The sequence below is a fragment of the Campylobacter sp. JH23 genome (genome assembly GCF_017846595.1).
In the GTDB taxonomy this organism is placed as follows: Bacteria; Campylobacterota; Campylobacteria; order Campylobacterales; family Campylobacteraceae; genus Campylobacter_D; species Campylobacter_D coli.
In genome coordinates, this window is record NZ_JAEQBP010000004.1 from 120245 (window position 1) to 135179 (window position 14935).

Here is a 14935-nt window from a genome sequence, read left to right on the forward strand (position 1 = left end):
CTCTTATTTGGCGTATTCTATGGCTCTTAGTTCGCGTATGACATTTACCTTGATTTCTCCAGGGTATTGCATTTTTTCTTGAATTTCAGCAGCTATTTCTTTGGCTAAAAGCACGCTTTCATCATCATTTACAAGTTTTGCATTTGCAATGACACGAATTTCTCTTCCCGCATTAATCGCATAAGCATTTTTAATACCTTCTTTGCTTTTAGCAATCTCTTCAAGCTCGCTTACTCTTCTTAAGAAAGCTTCTAAGACTTCGCGTCTAGCACCCGGTCTTGCAGCGCTGAGTGTATCGGCTGCGCAAACGGCTGCTGATTCTATGCTTGTAGCTTCTTCATGTCCATGGTGAGCATAAATAGCATTAATAACCACAGGATGTTCTTTATAGCGTTTGCAAAGTTCTGCTCCTAAGTCTACATGAGAGCCTTCAAAATCATGCGTTAAAGCTTTGCCTATGTCGTGTAAAATTCCTGCGCGTCGTGCTAAATTTTCATCCCCTCCACACTCAGCAGCGATGATTCCTGCCAAATGAGCTACTTCTAAAGAATGTGCTAAAGCATTTTGTCCATAGCTTGCGCGGTATTTAAGCTTTCCTATAAGTTTGGTGATTTCTGGATGGACCTTAGAAAGCCCTAAGTCCATCAGTATAGTTTCACCTTCTTCTAAAATAGCATTATCAAATTCTTTGCATACTTTTTCGTGAATTTCTTCTATGCGAGCAGGCTGAATTCTTCCATCTTCTACTAAAAGTTCAATCACCTTAGTTGCAATAGCACGGCGATAAAGATTAAAGCAACTTACTATGATAGCTCCAGGTGTATCATCGATGATGATATCTACTCCTAAAACCATTTCTAAGGTTTTAACATTGCGTCCTTCTTTGCCTATGATACGCCCTTTTAACTCATCGTTTTTGATGTTGACAACATTAATAAGTCTTTCAGCAGCAAATTCTCCTGCAAAACGAGAGGTTGCTTGTGCTATGATGTAATTTGCCTTTCTTTTAGCCTCATTTCTAGCCTCTTCTTCATATCTCCTAACGATATGAGCAATTTCATTGCGCGAGTTTTCTTCTACTTTTTCAAGAATGATATTTTTTGCTTCATCTTGAGTGAGCCTTGCTGAATGTTCTAAAATATTTAAAACATCATTGAGTTTTGTTTGGTATTGTTTTTTAAGCTTGTCAGCATCTGATTGTAAATCAAGCATTTGTTTTTTAGAGCGTAATAATTCTTCTTGATTTTCTTTTAAGCTTTCTTCTTGAAGTTGAAGTTTTTGCTCTTTTTTGGATAATTCATCAAATTTTTGATTGAATTCTTTTTGAATTTTGTGAGTTTTATCCTCGTATTTTTTTTTCACTTCAAGTTCGGCATTAAGGATTGAATTTTTGGCATCTTTTAAAATCAGTTCAGCTTCGTATTCTATAGCTTTTGCTTTCGCTTTTGCCTGCTCAACAAAAATTTCATATTTAGCATCATTGATTTTTTTTGCAACTAAATATCCTATTCCAAGACCGACTATAGCGGTTATAAGTGCGATAAGTGATTCTATCATATTTGTTGTCTTTCTTGTAGTATTTTTTATAAGGGTTGATATAAAATTCACCCGCAATATCATGCTCTTGGGTTAATTTTTTTTCACTTATAGCATTGATACTTTGAGCAAAAATTACAAGAGGTTTATAGTTTAAATTTTCAAAAAATCTATCATAAAAACCTTGCCCATGTCCTATTCTTTTTAATTCTCTATCTACTCCTATCACGGGTATGATAGCTATATCAATTTTAGTTTTCAAAAAGGAGTCCATGGGTTCTAATACCCCAAACCTTTTTTTAATAAAAGGCAATCTTAATTTTACAATTTTTAAACTTTTATCTTGCATAAATGGGACAAAAAGTTTATGATTTTTACTAAAAATATGTCTAAATTTGAGTAAATTTGGCTCATATCCTAAAGGAATGAAAATTAGAATATTTTTCGCTTTTGTTTTTTTAATCAAGTTAAAACATTCCTTAAACACTATGAAATCTTGCTTGAATTTAAGTTTTTTGTGTTGCGCGAGACGGTTTTTTTGCAAAGTCCTAAAAGATGTTTTTTGCATCGTGTGCCTTTTTAAAAATTATTATCTTAACTATGATATAATTTTAACATTTTTTACAAAGATACAAGGAAAATAATAGAATGAAAATTAAAAAAGTATTTACACTAGCTATACTCTTGAGTTTTTTTGTTGCTTGTAGCAATGATAAAGAAAAAGATCAAAGTGATATGAATGCAAGCGTTCAATCAAGCTTAAGTCAAAGTGAGAACTTGAGATTTAATCTCAATTTAATAGACGGAAATTCAATTTTTATAAAAAAAGATAATGAAAATTTAAATTTTGCTGATGGAGATAAAGCAACTTTGTTTGTGTTTTTTACTACTTGGTGTTCCCCTTGTATTGCAGAGATTCCGCATCTTAATAAGCTTCAAGAAAAATATGAAGAGCAGTTTAATATAGTGGGTGTTTTACTTGAAGATAAGAGTGATGAGGAGCTTAGAGCTTTTGCTCAAAAAAATCAGATTTTATATAAAATAGCCAATGGTGAAAATAATTATCTTTTAGCTAAAATTTTAGGCGGAGTTAATGGAATTCCTACTATGTTTTTATATGATAAAAACTCTCAGCTTATAAATCAATACTTAGGATTGATTCCAGAAGAAATGTTAGAAATTGATATACAAAAGGCGATACTTTAATGTTTGATTTTTTTAAAAAAGGACTTGCAAAAACCCTTGAAAGTATAGTGGGTGTTAAAGGTGAAAATAAAAAAATTACCAAAGATTTACTAGAGGAAATTTTACTTGAAGCAGATGTGGCGTATGAGATCGTAGAAGAAATCATTTATTATTTACCACCCAGTGATGAGGTTAAAAAAGAAGATTTAAAGCGTGTGATGGGTTCTTATTTTCTTTACGAAAATAAAGAATTCTTAGATGAAAAGCCTTTTGTGGAGCTTATTTTAGGGGTAAATGGCGCGGGTAAAACCACGAGTATAGCTAAGCTTGCTAATTTATACAAAAGCCAAGGTCAAAAAGTGATTTTAGGCGCTTGTGATACTTTTAGGGCAGGGGCGATAGAGCAGCTAAGACTTTGGTCTGAAAAAGTAGGGGTAGATATAGTTTTAACCCAACAAGGTCATGATCCTTCGGCGGTTGCTTTTGATACTATTAGCAAGGCTAGAGCTAAGGGTTTTGATAAGGTTATCATCGATACAGCGGGTCGTTTGCAAAATCAAAAAAATTTAGCCAATGAGCTAGAGAAAATCGTTAGAATTTCGGCTAAAGCTATGCCTCATGCCCCGCATAGAAAAATTTTAGTACTTGATGGTACTCAAGGCAATGCCGGCATTTTACAAGCTAAAGCTTTTAATGAACTTGTTCAGCTTGATGGAGTTATTATTACTAAACTTGATGGCACAGCAAAGGGTGGAGCGCTTTTTAGTATAGCGCGTGAATTAGAACTTCCTATTTTGTATATAGGGGTGGGTGAAAAAATGCAAGATTTGATAGAATTTAATGCACAAAATTTCTTAGACACACTTTTAGAGGGTGTTTTTGATTAATTTAATTGTTCAAGCCTTAAAAAATTTTCTAAAGATTCCTTAATCTTATCTAGCTTTAAATTTTTCGCTATAAATACCAATTGCGAAGGATGATTAAGCCTTGAAATTTTAGTATGCGTAGGATGATAAATCAGATGTCCTACTCCATTAATGTTGGTTAGATAAGATTCCTCTGTATTGATAAGTCCTTTTACTCTTAGAATTTTTGATCCGTGTTCATGTAAAAGCATGCTAAGCCAAATGCTAAAAATATTCCAATTTATAGCCTTGTCAAAAATAAGAGTTATAGAACTTATGTCATCTTTATGGCTTTTTATTTCTATATTTTTAATTTCTCTTTGAATTTTATGATGGCTAGAAAGCATATCGAAATTAAAATTTTCTTTGCTTATGATTTGTATATTAGGATATAAAGTGTTTATCTTTTCTTCCAAGCTTTGGGTATGGGGATTAAGATCTTTTTTTGTGAGTATTAAAAAATCAGAGCTTAATATTTGATTGCAAGCTTCTTCATTTTGTAAGTGATTAAGCCCTTCAAAAGCGTCAATACAAGTGATAATATTGGCTAATTCAAAATGGTTGGCTAAAAACACATCACTTTGAAAAGTAAAGATAATAGGTGCAGGATTTGCTAAGCCTGAGGTTTCTAGTATGACTCTTTGAGGTTTTTTACCTTTGTTTTCAAAATTGTCAAGCAATTCTTTAAATTTCTTTTGCAAATCTTCTCTTTTATTGCAGCAAGCACAACCTGCATTTAAAAATAAAGTTTGCTCCTCGATAAAATCTGTTTGTACGAGTTTATGATCTAAAGAAACTTCCCCTAGTTCGTTGATTACAAGAGCGATATCGTTAAGAGCTTGATTGGTTAATATTTCTTTTAAAAAGGTTGTTTTTCCACTTCCTAAAAAACCGGTAACAACATGAACGGGAATTTTAGCCATGCTTAGCTCTTAAAAAATGAAGTAGATTTTCATCTAATACATCAAATGATTTTTTTTCAAGCTCGCTAGCCTTAATCCACAAATCGCCTAAATCATTAACGATAATATCACGCCCTTTTTTATTGCTTAGTATGTATTTTGAATTTTGCCATTCTTTAAGTTTTAATCCATAAAATTCTAAAATTTCATTTAAAATTTTGACTTTTTTAAGTCTTATCCTTAATCTTTCTTTTTGTTCTTCACCTACGCTAAGTTCGTGTTTTTCTTCTTTAAAATTTAATTCACTCCAATGTAAAGTGCTTATCATTTCGCCACATAAAATACACATTTTTATCCTTTTGAATTCACAAGGCTAAAAGCCTTGCAAATTTATTTTTTTCTTGGAAAGCGTTTTGAAAAATCATCCGCCATATCGTTTAAATTTACCCATTTTACACCTTCGTATTTATTGATATGTTCAATAATTCTTTCATGCATGAGTAAAACTTGAGGTCTAGCGCTTACATCAGGATGTATAGTCATAGGAAAAATAGCATAATCCATTTCTCTATAAACCCAATCAAACTGATCTATCCACATTTGGCCTATATCTCTTGGAGAGACAAAACCAAAGCTATTTGGAGATTTTTTTATAAACATCATAGGAGGAAGATCGTCTAAATACCAATTTGCAGGAATTTCAATCAAATCTGTTTCTTGTCCGCGTACCAAAGGCTTCATCCATTCTTTGGCATCTTTACTATAATCAATTTTAGTCCATTTGTCTCCAACACGCACATAATAAGGTGTGAAGTCATTATGCATTAAAGAATGGTCGTATTTGATGCCGTGTTTAAGCAAGAGCTCATTGGTGATATTTGAAAATTCCCACCAAGGTGCCACATATCCACTTGGTTTTTTTCCGCTGATTTTTTCTATAAGTTCTATACTTTTAAGTAAAACATCTTCTTCTTGTTTAGCACTCATTGCAATAGGATTTTCATGTGAATATCCATGGGCACCTATTTCATGTCCTGCATCCACTATCATTTTCATTTGTTCAGGAAAGGTTTCTATGGAATGTCCTGGAGCAAACCAAGTTGCAGGAATATTATATTTTTTAAAGAGTTTTAAAAGCCTAGGGATACCCACTTCACCTGCAAAAAGACCTCTTGAAATATCATCAGGAGAATCCTCACCTCCATAGCTTCCTAGCCATCCTGCTACCGCATCAATATCCACGCCATAAGCAACTAGAATTTCTTTTGCCATTTTTACTCCTTTGTATTAAGATGGATGTTTGTTAATATTTCTTGATTTAATTTGAGATTTAAATCCTTAAGATAAGGTAAATTTTTTCTTTGAATTTGAACTTCTTCAAGATCAAGTTCAGCTATGATAAAACCTTCTTCTTCTAAGATCTCTTTTATAATTTCTCCTTTAGGATTGATAATTTTTGATTTTCCAGCAAAGGTTAAAGTTTCATTATTTATCTTAGAAATTTCACTTCCAGATCGGTTAGCAGCCAAGACAAAAACACCATTTTCTAAGGCTCTAGATCTACTTGCTAGATCCCAAACATAAGTTCTTGCTTTTCCAAAAGCTGAAGGAAAGCAAATGATTTCAGCTCCTTGAAGCGCTAAAAATCTAGATCCTTCGCTAAAGCCTATTTCATAACAAATTTGCAAACCTAATTTGAGTTTAAAATTTTCAAATTCTAGTTCAAAAATAGGATATTTATCTCCTCTTGTAAATCTTTCTTTTTCATTACCCCAAAGATAAATTTTTCTATAAACACCTAAAAGACCTTTGTGACTAATGATGTAAGCACTATCATAAAGTTGGGTATCTTTTTCTATAGAACATGCTACGATATAAGCTTGATAGTTTTTAGCTAATTTTTGTAATGCATCAAGATTAGGATGTGCTTGATGTAAATTTAAGCTAAATTTTTCATCTTGATCTTCCACACAATAAGCACTATCGTAAAGTTCAGGCAAAACTATCAGTCTAGCAAGCACCTTGCTCTAATGCAAGATGGACAAGCTTTAAGGCTTTATCGAGATTGTTTTGAACCTCGTAAGATTTTGGAGCAAATTGGATTAGGGCGACTTTTAGTAATTTTTGCATACTCTAGCCTTTTTTATTTTATTTATATTATAATCATATAAAACTTAATTTTATTTGACTTTTTGTTAAATTTTAATTTAATTTTTGTTATAATGTGAAAAATTATTGCAATAAATATTCTTTAAAGAAAGTATCATGGCTAAAAATAAAATTCTTTTTGAATGCCAAGCTTGCGGAAATCAGCAAAGCAAATGGCTTGGAAAATGTCCTGAGTGTGGTTCTTGGGATAGTTTTATAGAATTAAAATCTGAACAAATTAAAGTTTTAAAAGAAATCGCACAAGCAAGTACAAAAGCAAGCGAGGCTATCTGTATAGAAGATGTGGAGCTCGAGCATTTTTCAAGGTGTAGCACTGATGATGATGAGCTGGATTTGGTTTTAGGTGGAGGGCTTGTTGAGGGTTCTTTGGTGCTTATAGGTGGTAGCCCTGGGGTTGGCAAATCTACACTTTTACTAAAGATTGCTTCTAATTTGGCTAAAAAAAATAAAAAAGTTCTTTATGTAAGCGGAGAAGAAAGTAAGGCGCAAATCAAATTAAGAGCCGATCGTCTTGAGGCTAATACTCCTAATTTATTTTTACTTACAGAGCTTTGTCTTGAAAATATTTTAGAAGAATTGCATAAGAAAAATTATGAAATTCTTATCATCGACTCCATACAAACCTTATATTCAAACAAAATTGCTTCAGCAGCTGGAAGTATCACTCAAGTGCGCGAGATCACTTTTGAACTTATGCGAGTAAGCAAAACTTACAATATCAGCACTTTTATAATAGGACATATCACCAAAGAAGGAGCCATAGCAGGCCCTAGGGTTTTAGAGCATATGGTCGATGTGGTGCTTTATTTTGAAGGGGATGCAACTAAAGAAATCAGGCTTTTAAGGGGTTTTAAAAATCGCTTTGGTGGCACAAGCGAGGTGGGAATTTTTGAAATGACTCCTAAGGGTTTAATTAGTGCAAAAGATTTAGCCAATCGTTTTTTTACGCGAGGTAAAGCTACTTCAGGCAGTGCTTTAGGTGTTGTAATGGAGGGTTCTCGTGCTTTGGTTTTAGAGGTGCAAGCTCTAGTGTGCGAGAGTTCTTATCCTAAACGCAGTGCCACAGGCTATGAAAAAAATCGTCTTGATATGCTTTTGGCTTTACTTGAAAGAAAATTAGAAATTCCTCTTGGTCATTATGATGTTTTTGTAAATATTAGCGGTGGAGTAAGGGTAAATGAAACTGCGGCTGATTTGGCTGTGGTTGCGGCTATTATTTCTAGTTTTAAAAATCGCCCTTTGAGTAAGGATTGTGTTTTTATAGGGGAATTGAGTTTAAATGGAGAAATAAGAGAAGTTTTTAGTCTTGATACCCGTTTAAAAGAAGCTAAAATGCAAAAATTTAAAAATGCTATTATTCCATCTAAACCTTTAGAAGATGTAGGGCTTAAATGCTTTGTAGCCAAAGAGCTTGCCCAAGTTTTAGAATGGATGTGATATTGCTATAAAGCCTTATATTTTTTGTTTTAACATCAACAAATTTAGAGCTATTTTTTTATTAAATTAGGAGTGAATATTTTGTTAGTTTTCATTAAAATATAAGCAAGATGATAATATAATTAGAGTTTAAAAAATAGCGAGGAAATTATGAAAGATTTATTTTTATTCAGTTCTTTACTTGACTCAAGTCATACTTTTTCTTATTTTTTTCATTTAGGTTTGGTAGCTTTGATTGCTGTCATTTGTGCTTCAATGGCTACTCGTTCTATGCAACTTGTTCCACGCGGTATGCAAAATTTAGGTGAAGCGTTTTTAGAGGGTGTTTTGTCAATGGGACGCGACACTATGGGAGATGAAAAAGGTGCGAGAAAATATCTTCCTCTTGTAGCAACCTTGGGAATTATAGTTTTCTTTAGTAATATCATCGGTATTATACCAGGCTTTCATGCTCCAACAGCAAGTTTAAATTTAACACTTTCTTTGGCTATTATTGTATTTGTTTATTATCATTTTGAAGGAATTCGTACTCAAGGTTTTATAAAATATTTTGCTCATTTTATGGGTCCTATTAAATTCCTTGCTCCTTTGATGTTTCCTATCGAAGTAGTATCTCACCTTTCTCGCGTTGTTTCTTTATCTTTTCGTCTTTTTGGAAATATCAAGGGTGATGATTTATTCTTAATGGTAATTTTGGCTCTTGTGCCTTATATTGCACCGCTTCCTGCATATGTTCTTTTAACTTTTATGGCATTTTTACAAGCATTCATTTTTATGATTTTGACTTATGTTTATCTAGCAGGTGCAACGATAGTTGAGGAAGGTCATTGATTTATATCTTAGAATTCTTCAAAGGTGCGTCCTTAGCTTTAATGCTTTTTGGCGCACTTTTTTTCTTTTTTAAATTTCATTCTTTTTTATATTTTTTCTTAGGACTTCTTCCGGGTTTGCTTTTATCTTTAGTTTTTGTTTGTCTTATAGAAAATTATGAATTAAAACTTAAAATCAATCAAGATAAAAGCAAGTAAGTTTTATTTTTAAGCGTGAAGTTCTTCTTTTAATAAATATTTTACGGCTTCATAAATTTTTATAGCTGCTTTGGATTTATTCATGGTATAAAGATGAATTCCATCCACCCCGCTAGTAATCAAATCTACAATTTGATCTATGGCATAAGCAATTCCAGCATCTTCTAAGGCTAAAGTATTGTTTTCGTATTTTTCTAAAATTTTGGCAAATTTAGGTGGAATTTTAGCTCCGCAAAGCTGTGAAATTTTTAATACTTGTCTTTTGTTTGTAATAGGCATAATGCCTGCATAAATAGGAATATTAATACCCGCTAAAGCACAATTTTGCTTAAAAGTGTAAAAATCTTCATTATCGTAGAAAAGTTGAGTGATGAGTTTGTCTGTGCCTGCATCAACTTTATTTTTAAGATGGTGTATATCTTCTATAAAATTTCGAGATTCGTTGTGTTTTTCAGGATAACAAGCCGCATAAATTTCAAATTCTCCTTGCTTTTGGATAAAAGAGATCAAATCACTTGCATAAGAAAAATCTTTACTTTTTTCCAAATCATTACATACATCCCCTCTTAAAGCAAGAATTTTATCAAGTTGTCTTTCTTTGCATTCTTGAAGTATGCTTATAATTTTTTCCTTACTAGAATGAATGCAAGGTAGGTGCACTATGCTAGGAATTTTATATTCTTCTTGAATTAAGCTTGCTGTTTCTAGGGTATTTTTTGAATTTATAGAGCCGCCAGCACCAAAAGTTACACTGATGAAGTTAGGACTTAATTGTCCTAAATCATCTAAAATTGCATTAAGATTCTTAATGTTTTCATCTCTTCTTGGTGGAAAAATTTCAAAAGAAAAGCTACACATAAAACCCCCTTATAATTTCTCTCTTATTTTTTGTGTGGCAATAACTAAATTTTTAAGAGCAGCTACAACTTCTTCATAACCCCTTGTTTTAAGTCCGCAGTCTGGATTGATCCAAATTTGCTCTTTAGGCAATTTGTTAAGAATTTTTTCTATGGTTGAGCTTATTTCTTCCACGCTAGGCACCCTAGGGCTATGTATATCATAAACTCCTGGTCCAACTTCAGTTTGAAAGTTAACAGCTTTTAGGGTATCTAAAAGATTGAGATTTGATCTTGAAGCTTCAAAAGATATTACATCTGCATCCATTGCATCAATTTCTTTTAAGATATCGCTAAATTCGCTATAACACATATGGGTATGAATTTGTGTTTTGGTTTTTACTCCGCTATGTACAAGATTGAAAGCAGGAATCGCCCAATCTAAATATTCACTATGCCAATCGCTTTTTCTTAAAGGCAGTTTTTCTCTTAGAGCCGCTTCATCAATTTGTATGATTTTAATGCCCGCATTTTCAAGATCTAAAACTTCATCTCTTAAAGCTAAAGCTATTTGCTCGGTGCTTTCTTTTAGGCTGATGTCTTCTCTTGGGAAAGACCAATTGAGTATAGTCACAGGACCTGTTAGCATACCTTTTACGATTTTTTTACTCAAGCTTTGAGCAAATTTAGACCATGCTAGAGTGATAGGTTTTGTGCGTGATACATCGCCCCAAATTACAGGTGGTTTTACGCATCTTGTTCCATAGCTTTGAACCCAGCCATTTTGAGTAAATAAAAAGCCTTTTAAATTTTCTCCAAAATATTCCACCATATCATTTCTTTCAAATTCCCCATGCACTAAAACATCAAGTCCTATTTCTTCTTGAATTTGGATACATTCTTTAATTTTTTGTTGATTGAATTCAGTATAGTTTTGCGCTGAAATTTTTTCTTGTTTAAAAGCAAGACGATTAGAGCGTACATCAGCACTTTGAGGAAATGATCCTATGGTTGTGGTTGGTAAAACAGGAAGTTCTAAAAATTCTTTTTGAATTTGGATACGCTCTTTAAATTCAGGCTTTCTTACAAAATCTTCTTTTTTTAGAGTTTGAAGTCTAGCTTTTACTTTTTCATCTAAACGATTAGGAATATTTTTAAAGAGTTCTTGATTGGCTTTAAAAAGAGGATTTTCTTCATTGCTATTTATGATAGCTTTTAAGTCTTGTAATTCTTTAAGTTTTTCTTTTGCAAAAGAGAAAAGTTTAAGATAACTTGAATCTAATTTAGTTTCAAATTCTGTGCTATAAGGAACGTGCAAGAGTGAACACGAGGTATTTATAACTATATTTTGAGTGTATTTTTGAAGTTCTTTGATAAGTTTTAAGCTTTTTGCGTAATCATTAGCATAGATATTTTTACCATTTACTATACCTGCAAAAAGTATTTTGTCGTTAGCAAAACCATGTTTTTGGATTAAATTTAAACTTTCTTTGCTTTCTACAAAATCAAGCCCCAAAGCATCAAAATCACTTTCTAGAAGTTTAGTATAAATATCTCTTAAATCTCCAAAATAGCTTTGAAGCAAGATTTTAACTTCTCCCTTGTGTTTTAAAAGTTCTTTGTAAAATTCTTCAAATAAAGCAATATCTTCTTGATTTAAATCATAAACTAAATAAGGTTCATCAAGTTCTAACCATGCTACCCCTAATGAATTAAGCTTTTTAAGAAGTTCAATGTATGCTTGTAAAAGCTTGTCTTTAGCGAGTTGTTTAGTATTTTCATCTTTAAAGGCTATGAGTTTAAAGAGGGTAAAAATTCCCACTAAAACAGGTTTTGTTTCTATGCCAAGCTCTTTTGCTTCAAGGTATTCTTTAAAAATTTTATCTCCACTTAAAGCTATAATACTTGCATCATCACACTCAGGTACTAAATAATGATAGTTTGTATTAAACCATTTTTTCATTGCTAGAGCTATGGTATCTCCATTTTTTCCTTGATAACCACGACTTTGTGCAAAATACTCATCTAAAGGATCTAAATTTAAATCTTTATAGCGTTTTGGAGTGATATTAAAAAGCACAGCCGCATCTAGTACATTATCATACAACGAAAAATCATTGCTAGGAATGAAATCAATCCCCGCATTTTGGATATCTTTCCAATGTCTAGCTCTTAAATTTTTAGCAGTTTCTAAAAGCTCTTCTTTAGAACTTTGAGCTTTAAAATATTTTTCAATAGCAAATTTTAATTCCCTATTTGCACCTATTCTTGGGTAAGAAATGATTGAATTTTTCATATTGTTCTCCTTTGTTGTTAAATTAAAAAGTAGGGATTAAAGCACCCTGATATTTTTCTTCTATAAAATTTTTAACTTCATCACTTTGTAAAGCTTTGACTAAGGCTTTGATTTTATCAAGCTCTTCATTTCCTGCTTTAACGGCGATGATATTGCCATATTCGCTATATTTATTTTCTGTATAAAGCCCGTCTTTTATAGGATTTAAGCCCGATAAAATTGCAAAATTACTATTGATAAGAGAGTAATCTACATCATCTAAACTTCTTGTAAGTTGGGCATCTTTTAATTCTACAAATTTAAGATTTTTAGGATTTTTTACGATATCCAAAGGCGTAACAAGTTCGCTATCTTTAATCTCGATTAATCCCGCACTTGCTACTATGCGTAAAGCACGACTTTCATTTGTAGGATTGTTAGGTATTGATATACTTGCCCCTGTTTTAGGTTGAAATTCTTTATGTTTTTTAGAATATACCGCCATAGGTTCGATATGAATACTAGCAACTTTTACAAGATGAGTGCCTTGTCTTTGATTAAATTCTTTCAAATAAGGTTCATGCTGAAAATAATTTGCATCAAGTTCGCCATTTTCCACCATAATATTAGGAATCACCCCATCATTAAATTCGTAAATTTTTAAATCATAACCTTGCTTTTGAAGAGTAGGTTTGATAAACTTTAAAATGTCTGCATGTGGGACAACTGAAGAACCTACTTTAAGTTCTTCATTAGCCCAGGCAAAGCCTGTAAAAAGAGTTGCTATGCAAAAAGCTTTTGCAAATATAGTCATTATTCCCTCCTTTTTATGCGAAACTGAATTTTTCTATTAAATCGCTGTGATAAATGCGTGCTACATCAGGATGTGAGCGTATCATTCTTTTAAAATAGTTGCTAGCAACATTTCTTAAAAGTGGATTTTTTGGATCTGTATCCACGCCCTTGCTTTCTTGGACAAGTTCAGGATTTAATGGAAAAATAGGAATATCTTTATCAAGCTGCACTCCAAGGAAATAAGCTATACTAAAGCGTTCTTTAGGGCTTAAATTTACTCGGTGTATAGTAGCTTTTAGATAACCATTAGTGGCTAATTCTAAAAATTCTCCTATATTAACCACAACACTACCTTCAAGTGGAGGAACACTAATCCATTGATCGTCTATGAAAGCCTCAAGTCCGTTTTGCTCTTCTTGAAAAACAAAGGTAATAAGTCCACCATCTTTGTGTGGTCCTACTCCTCGAGAGGCATCTTTGGAGCTTTTTGGATAGTGTATGATTTTACAATGTTCATAAGAATTTTCACCATAGAGTTTACCAAAGGCATCGCTAGGCAGATCAAGAGCTTCGGCAAATGCTTGTAAAATTTTTAAACAAGCGTTTCTTGTTTGTTCGTGCCAAGCTAAAAATATTTCTTTAAGTTCAGGAATTTCATCAGGCCATAAATTTGGACCTTCTAATCTTTGCCATAGGGGCGAATTTAAATCCCATTTTAAAGCTTTTCTTTCTGTGCCTATGTCAATTTGTTCTCTATAATCTTTTTCTCCAGCAGTATATTCAAAGCCTTCGCTTGTATAACCTCTAAATTGAGGCGAATGCACCATGGAAATAAGTTCTTTAGAGCTTCTAGGAAGATTGAAAAAATCTTTACTAAGTTTAAATAATTTTTCATTTAAATTTTTATCGATACCGTGATTGATAAGATAAAAAAAACCTACATTTGAAGTAACTTCTCTTAGATTTTTAAGAAAGGCACTTTTGTCTTTTTCATAAATCTTTAAATCAAGTACAGGTAAATTCATTTTCTCTCCTTAAAATTATATTTAAGGATAAGAAGATATCTTAATGTTTAGATTTTGTTTCGTAAGATTTAACTAAAAATTAGGATTTTAAGTTGTGTTTTGAAAAAAATAAACTTTTTGACTTTTCTACACATTATATCTCCTTATCCACCTTTTGGGCCTTTGGAAACATAATGTTAAAGCCAAAGGACGCACTAGATATTACACATCTGGCACATCAGTTTCATTTTTTCTCCTTAGAAAGTTAAATTCTGCACATTGTATAAAAAAATATATTAAAAAAAGCTTAGTCCTTAGAAATTTAAGGACTAATTTTTAGATATTTTCAAGTTTTAATTCTTCGTTGTTCATTATGCCTATGGTAGAATTTAAAACTTTTTGTGCAATTTCTTTTGCTTCATCCAAAGAATGCATAGCACAAGTTCCACATTGATAGATATTGAGTTCAGGAATTTGACTTTGATCGCTCACATTTAAAATATCTTTCATTGAGGCTTCCCAAGCTTTAGCAACACTTTTTTCATCAGGTGTGCCAATTAAACTCATATAAAAACCTGTGCGACATCCCATAGGCGAAATGTCGATGATTTCAACCAAATCCGAATTTAAATGATCTCTCATAAAACCTGCAAATAAGTGTTCTAGTGTATGCGTACCTTTTTCACTCATGATGTCTTTATTGGGTATGCAAAAACGCAAGTCAAATACGCTAATATCATCGCCTTTTGGTGTCTTCATTGTTTTAGCTAAACGCACAGCGGGTGCTGGCATTTTGGTATGATCTACTTTAAAACTATCAAGTAATGGCATTTTAACTCCTTTGTATATAAATTATTTTATAG

At 32.3% G+C, this 14935-nt stretch carries 15 protein-coding genes and 1 pseudogene; 5 read left to right on the plus strand and 11 right to left on the minus strand.

Translation table 11 applies throughout. The annotated features are described in order from the left end of the window. Positions 1-3 precede the first annotated feature (3 nt). Together rny and KAR88_RS05020 are read right to left on the minus strand one after the other, a co-directional pair. A complete protein-coding gene (rny, locus tag KAR88_RS05015; RefSeq protein WP_002790090.1) occupies positions 4-1557 on the minus strand; it encodes a ribonuclease Y in 1554 nt (517 codons plus the stop codon). Beyond that, positions 1478-2104, minus strand: a complete 627-nt coding sequence (locus tag KAR88_RS05020; protein ID WP_002777380.1) for a 5-formyltetrahydrofolate cyclo-ligase — start codon at positions 2102-2104, stop codon at positions 1478-1480. The genes rny and KAR88_RS05020 overlap by 80 nt, the downstream gene beginning before the upstream one ends. Positions 2105-2184: 80 nt before the next feature. Here KAR88_RS05020 and KAR88_RS05025 point away from each other — a divergent pair, with 80 nt between their 5' ends. Both KAR88_RS05025 and ftsY read left to right on the plus strand, forming a co-directional pair. Next, on the plus strand, positions 2185-2742 hold the full coding sequence (locus KAR88_RS05025; protein WP_002777379.1) for a TlpA disulfide reductase family protein: 558 nt from the start codon (positions 2185-2187) through the stop codon (positions 2740-2742). After that, a complete protein-coding gene (ftsY, locus tag KAR88_RS05030) occupies positions 2742-3608 on the plus strand; it encodes a signal recognition particle-docking protein FtsY (RefSeq protein ID WP_002777377.1) in 867 nt (288 codons plus the stop codon). The genes KAR88_RS05025 and ftsY overlap by 1 nt, the downstream gene beginning before the upstream one ends. On the opposite strand, the gene KAR88_RS05035 is transcribed toward ftsY, so the two are convergent. From KAR88_RS05035 to KAR88_RS05050, 4 genes and pseudogenes are all read right to left on the minus strand, one after another. Next, complete coding sequence (locus KAR88_RS05035) at positions 3605-4549, minus strand: GTP-binding protein (protein WP_002788128.1); 945 nt, start codon at positions 4547-4549, stop codon at positions 3605-3607. The two genes, ftsY and KAR88_RS05035, sit on opposite strands and share 4 nt — an antisense overlap. Then, positions 4542-4877, minus strand: coding sequence for a hypothetical protein (locus tag KAR88_RS05040; protein WP_002777373.1), 336 nt, complete (start codon positions 4875-4877; stop codon positions 4542-4544). The genes KAR88_RS05035 and KAR88_RS05040 overlap by 8 nt, the downstream gene beginning before the upstream one ends. Positions 4878-4918: 41 nt before the next feature. After that, a complete protein-coding gene (locus KAR88_RS05045; RefSeq protein ID WP_002790083.1) occupies positions 4919-5800 on the minus strand; it encodes a polysaccharide deacetylase in 882 nt (293 codons plus the stop codon). 2 nt (positions 5801-5802) lie between these two features. Continuing rightward, positions 5803-6658: pseudogene (locus tag KAR88_RS05050) on the minus strand (carbon-nitrogen hydrolase family protein). 135 nt (positions 6659-6793) lie between these two features. On the opposite strand from KAR88_RS05050, the gene radA reads away from it, so the two are divergent. The 3 genes from radA (at position 6794) to KAR88_RS05065 (ending at position 9162) form a co-directional block, all read left to right on the plus strand. After that, on the plus strand, positions 6794-8134 hold the full coding sequence (radA, locus tag KAR88_RS05055) for a DNA repair protein RadA (protein ID WP_002777369.1): 1341 nt from the start codon (positions 6794-6796) through the stop codon (positions 8132-8134). A 150-nt stretch (positions 8135-8284) separates the two neighbouring features. Continuing rightward, entirely contained in the window at positions 8285-8965 is a 681-nt protein-coding gene (locus KAR88_RS05060) for a F0F1 ATP synthase subunit A (protein WP_002777368.1), read from the plus strand. Then, positions 8962-9162, plus strand: a complete 201-nt coding sequence (locus KAR88_RS05065; protein WP_002777366.1) for a hypothetical protein — start codon at positions 8962-8964, stop codon at positions 9160-9162. The genes KAR88_RS05060 and KAR88_RS05065 overlap by 4 nt, the downstream gene beginning before the upstream one ends. Before the next feature lie 9 nt (positions 9163-9171). Here KAR88_RS05065 and metF read toward each other — a convergent pair whose 3' ends face one another. The 5 genes from metF to luxS all read right to left on the minus strand — a co-directional run bounded on the left by metF (position 9172) and on the right by luxS (position 14903). After that, positions 9172-10020: a methylenetetrahydrofolate reductase [NAD(P)H] gene (metF, locus tag KAR88_RS05070; RefSeq protein ID WP_192801300.1), complete on the minus strand. Its 849-nt coding sequence runs from the start codon at positions 10018-10020 to the stop codon at positions 9172-9174. A 9-nt stretch (positions 10021-10029) separates the two neighbouring features. Next, a complete protein-coding gene (gene metE / locus KAR88_RS05075) occupies positions 10030-12294 on the minus strand; it encodes a 5-methyltetrahydropteroyltriglutamate--homocysteine S-methyltransferase (protein ID WP_057037217.1) in 2265 nt (754 codons plus the stop codon). Between the two features lie 22 nt (positions 12295-12316). Further along, the gene (locus tag KAR88_RS05080) at positions 12317-13087 is read right to left on the minus strand and encodes a MetQ/NlpA family ABC transporter substrate-binding protein (RefSeq protein WP_002781303.1); all 771 of its coding nucleotides are present in this window, start codon (positions 13085-13087) and stop codon (positions 12317-12319) included. Between the two features lie 13 nt (positions 13088-13100). Next, positions 13101-14093 (minus strand): isopenicillin N synthase family oxygenase, encoded by a 993-nt coding sequence (locus KAR88_RS05085; RefSeq protein ID WP_002829553.1) that lies wholly within the window; start codon positions 14091-14093, stop codon positions 13101-13103. 315 nt (positions 14094-14408) lie between these two features. Continuing rightward, a complete protein-coding gene (gene luxS, locus KAR88_RS05090; RefSeq protein WP_002786475.1) occupies positions 14409-14903 on the minus strand; it encodes an S-ribosylhomocysteine lyase in 495 nt (164 codons plus the stop codon). Between the last annotated feature and the right edge of the window lie 32 nt (positions 14904-14935).